At 66.2% G+C, this 4104-nt stretch carries 4 protein-coding genes; 3 read left to right on the top strand and 1 reads right to left on the bottom strand.

Annotated elements, in window-relative coordinates:
* The first annotated feature begins 244 nt into the window (after positions 1 to 244).
* Together ACIQ7H_RS21895 and ACIQ7H_RS21890 are read left to right on the top strand one after the other, a co-directional pair.
* Positions 245 to 1537, top strand: coding sequence for an adenylosuccinate synthase (locus tag ACIQ7H_RS21895; protein ID WP_395795567.1), 1293 nt, complete (start codon positions 245 to 247; stop codon positions 1535 to 1537).
* A 4-nt stretch (positions 1538 to 1541) separates the two neighbouring features.
* The gene (locus tag ACIQ7H_RS21890; protein WP_395795565.1) at positions 1542 to 2123 is read left to right on the top strand and encodes an NUDIX hydrolase; all 582 of its coding nucleotides are present in this window, start codon (positions 1542 to 1544) and stop codon (positions 2121 to 2123) included.
* Here ACIQ7H_RS21890 and ACIQ7H_RS21885 read toward each other — a convergent pair.
* Positions 2093 to 2572, bottom strand: a complete 480-nt coding sequence (locus ACIQ7H_RS21885) for a DUF2721 domain-containing protein (RefSeq protein WP_395795563.1) — start codon at positions 2570 to 2572, stop codon at positions 2093 to 2095. The genes ACIQ7H_RS21890 and ACIQ7H_RS21885 overlap by 31 nt on opposite strands.
* Before the next feature lie 163 nt (positions 2573 to 2735).
* On the opposite strand from ACIQ7H_RS21885, the gene ACIQ7H_RS21880 reads away from it, so the two are divergent.
* Positions 2736 to 4028 carry a multidrug effflux MFS transporter gene (locus ACIQ7H_RS21880; RefSeq protein ID WP_395795561.1) on the top strand — a complete coding sequence of 431 codons (1293 nt, stop codon included), beginning with the start codon at positions 2736 to 2738 and terminating at the stop codon, positions 4026 to 4028.
* The last annotated feature ends 76 nt before the right edge of the window (positions 4029 to 4104 follow it).

The following is a 4104-nucleotide window of genomic DNA, read 5'->3' as shown; positions in this document are numbered from 1 at the left end:
CCCCACGGTGGGGCGCGATAACGAACATCAATCCGGAGTGCTTTCGTGGGTCAGTCAGTTGTTGTGTTGGGCGCGCAGTGGGGGCGAAAGCCCGCGCACTGTGCAGCCACTGGCTGCCTGCGGGCTTGAGCGCGGCGGGCAGGAGCCCGCCGCTGGCCTGTGAGTCGAGGCAGGAGCCGAGACCACAGGCGAAGTCGCCCCACGGTGGGGCGCGATAACGAACATCAATGCGGAGTGCTTTCAAATGGGTCAGTCAGTTGTTGTGTTGGGCGCGCAGTGGGGCGACGAAGGCAAAGGCAAGATCGTCGATCTGCTGACCGAACGCGTGGGCGGCGTGGTGCGTTTCCAGGGTGGCCATAACGCCGGCCATACCTTGGTGATCGGCGGCAAGAAGACCGTGCTTCACCTGATCCCCTCCGGCATCCTGCACCCGGGCGTGCTGTGCATGATCGGCAACGGTGTGGTGCTGTCGCCGGCGGCGCTGAAGAAAGAAATCGGCGAGTTGGAAGCGGAAGGCATCGACGTGCGCTCGCGGCTGAAGATCAGCCCGGCGACGCCGCTGATCATGCCGTACCACATCGCGCTGGATCAGGCCCGCGAGAAGAAGGCCGGCGGCAAGGCGATCGGCACCACCGGCCGCGGTATTGGCCCGGCGTATGAGGACAAAGTGGCGCGTCGCGGCGTCCGCGTGGCCGACCTGCACTACCCGGGCGAGCTGGCCGAGAAGCTGCGCAACGTTCTGGACTACCACAACTTCGTGCTGACCCAGTACCTGGGGGTTGCCGCGGTCGACTTCCAGCAGACGCTGGACGAAGCCTTGGCCTTCGGCGAGTACGTCGAGCCGATGAAGGCCGACGTTTCCGGCCTGCTGCACGAGCTGCGCAAGCAGGGCAAGCAGGTGCTGTTCGAAGGTGCGCAAGGGTCCTTGCTCGACATCGATCACGGCACCTATCCCTATGTCACCTCCAGCAACACCACGATCGGCGGCGCCCTGGCCGGCACGGGTGTCGGTGCTGATTCCATCGACTACGTACTGGGTATCGCCAAGGCCTATGCCACCCGCGTCGGCGGGGGTCCGTTCCCGACTGAGCTCGATGATGAGCTGGGTGAAGATATCCGGCGTCGCGGCGCCGAGTTCGGCGCCACCACCGGCCGTCCGCGTCGCTGCGGCTGGATCGATCTGGTCGCGCTGAAGCGCGCTGTGGCGATCAACGGCATCAACGGCCTGTGCGTCACCAAGCTTGATGTACTGGATGGCTTGCCGAGCCTGAAAATGTGCATCGGCTACCGCTACCGCGGCAAGGAGACCGAGTACGCGCCGTTGGACGCCGCCGGTTGGGAGGAGTGTGAGCCGGTTTACCTGGAGTTCCCGGGCTGGACCGAATCCACCCATGGTGTCACCCAGTGGGACAAGCTGCCGCCGGCTGCGCGCGCTTACCTGCGTTCGCTGGAAGAGCTGGTCGGTTGCCCGCTGGCGATGGTGTCCACCGGCCCCGACCGCAACGCCAACATCGTTCTGAAAGATCCCTTCGCGTAAGCACATGAGTGCTGCGATCGACAGCCCCGAGCTTCGCGCGCGCCTGTGCGCGGAGTTCGAGCGGCATGCTGTTCAGCGCCCGGAACAGGCCGCCTCGGCGGCCGAGTTCATCGAGCTGCTGGCAGATCCCGAGGCGTTCTCGCGCGAGCGGGTGAACGGCCATTTCACCGCCTCGGCTTGGCTGGTTGCGGGTGACGGCGAGCGCGTGCTGCTGACGCACCATCGCAAACTGCAGCGCTGGCTTCAGCTGGGCGGACACGCGGACGGCGAGGCCGACCTCGCTGCCGTCGCACTGCGCGAGGCGGAAGAGGAATCCGGGCTGGTCGGGCTCGCGCTCGCGGGCGGCATCTTCGACCTCGATCGCCACTGGATTCCACCGCATCACGCTGTGTCCGGCCACTGGCACTTCGATGTGCGCTACGTGGTCCGTGCTGGCGCGAGCGAGACCTTCGTGCTCAACGAGGAATCACTGGCGCTGGCCTGGGTAGAGATCGCAGCTCTGGTGAACGATCCATTGATCGATGAATCGCTGCGCCGGATGGCGATAGATTGGCTTCAGCTGCCGTCGGCATCACGCTCGGCCTGACGCTTCATCGAGAGCTCGATCTCGGCGGTAAGACCATTCACCGCCAGATGCACCTCCAAGCCCATCGCGAGGCTGGCCACCAGCAAGCTGGCGACGCCGAACAGGGCGAAGCCGGCCGGCACCTGGCTCAGCGCAAAGCCGGTGTAGGCATCGATCGCCAGGGTCAGGCTGGTGGCGACGAAGGCGCCCAGCGCCACGTACAGCAGCACGCACGCGCGCAGTACGTAGTGGCTGCGCCGACGGTGCTGGGCGATCTGCCGGTCCAGCGCACTGCGTAGCTCAGCGCTGCCGCATTCGCCGCGCGCAGCCAACAGTGCGCGCAGGCGGTCGACCACGCGTGCCAAACGGTTGTTGGCCGAGATCAGCAGTGAGCCGGTCGCCGCCATCAACAGCGCGGGCGCCAGCATGGCGGTGAGCATCGGGTAGTGGCTGCCGGCGTTGGCGATCATGGGTCGGCGGGACGGGTCTAAGGCGGCAGCACATCCTAGCGGGTACCAGGGTGCGTGGGATTGCGGTCGGTGCGGCTGCGCGGCGCATTGCCGCCAAAGAGCGAAACCCATGCGGCGAGGGCCGGCCTGGCGGCTATGCTTGGCAGCCGCATCGAGCACGCCCATGCCGTCGTCAGCCGTTCGCCCCCATGTGCCGCCCGCCCGCTTGGCCCTGATCCTCGGCGCGCTGGCGATGTTCGGGCCGTTCACCATCGACAGCATCTTTCCGGCGTTCGGGGTGATCCAGGCCGATTTCGGGGTGCAGGCGGCGGCGATGCAGCAAAGCATCAGCGTGTATCTGCTGGCCTACGCGCTGGCCAGCGTCATCCACGGCCCGCTGTCGGATGCCTACGGCCGCAAGCCGGTGATCCTGGTCGGAGTGGCGCTGTTCGTGCTCGCTTCGATTGGCTGTGCGCTGTCGTCCAGCCTGACCGAACTGCTGCTGTGGCGCGCGCTGCAGGGTGTGTCCTCAGGCGTGGGCATCATCATTGGCCGCGCCATCGTGCGCGACCTGCGCGAAGGCGAGGCGGCGCAGCGGCTGATGAGCCAGATCTCGATGATCTTCACCATCGCTCCGGCAATCGCGCCGATCATCGGCGGCTGGATCCTCGGCTGGTCGAACTGGCAGATGATTTTCTGGTTTCTGGTTGCGTTCGCGCTGGTGCTGCTGGTGATCACCGCGCTGGCCCTGCCTGAGACCCATCCAGCCGAGCGCCGGGTGCCGTTCTCGGTCCAGAGCCTGTGGCGCGTTTCGACGGCCATGCTGGGCAATCGCACTTTCATGATGCTGACCCTGATCGGCACCCTGAACTTCGGCGCACTGTTCATCTACATCGCGTCTGCGCCGGTGTTCGTGATGACTCACCTCGGCTTGAACGAACAGCAGTTCGGCTGGTTTTTCGCGCCCGCGGTGGGCGGCATGGCGGTGGGTGCGTTTCTGTCCGGCCGCGCGGCCGGGCGGATCAGCCCGCGCCGTTCGGCCAGCCTCGGCTTTGTGCTGTGCCTGACGGCCACGCTGGCAGGCCTGATTTACGCCGCGTCGGTTGAGCAGGTGGCGTTTCCGTGGGCGGTGCTGCCAATCGCGCTCAATTCGGTCGGGGTGGCGCTGGTGTTCCCGATCGTCACCTTGGCCATTCTTGACCTCTATCCGCGTCATCGTGGTGCGGCTTCGTCGATGCAGAGTTTTGTCAGTCTGCTGATCAATGCAGGCGTCGCCGGGCTGATCTCGCCGCTGGTCAGCTCGAGCGCGCTGGCTCTGGCGGCGACGGCGCTCAGCGGCTGCGTGATCGCCCTGCTGCTGTGGCTGGCCTATTTGCGCCAGACCCGCCATACCTTGCCCACGCCGGGCGCGCAGGAATCCGCCGCGCTCGAGCCCACCAATCAGATCCCTACGCGCCTACACTCCACGAGACAGTGACGCAGCACGTTATCTCTCATTCTAGGGCGGCTTTGTTCGGAGACTCCCATGCCAAAGCCGTTGCGGGTTCGCCCGC

The organism is Aquimonas sp. (assembly GCF_044377145.1).
Lineage (GTDB): Bacteria > Pseudomonadota > Gammaproteobacteria > Xanthomonadales > Xanthomonadaceae > Aquimonas.
The sequence above is the reverse complement of the archived record's forward strand: the minus strand, read 5'-3'. Positions and strand labels throughout refer to the sequence as shown.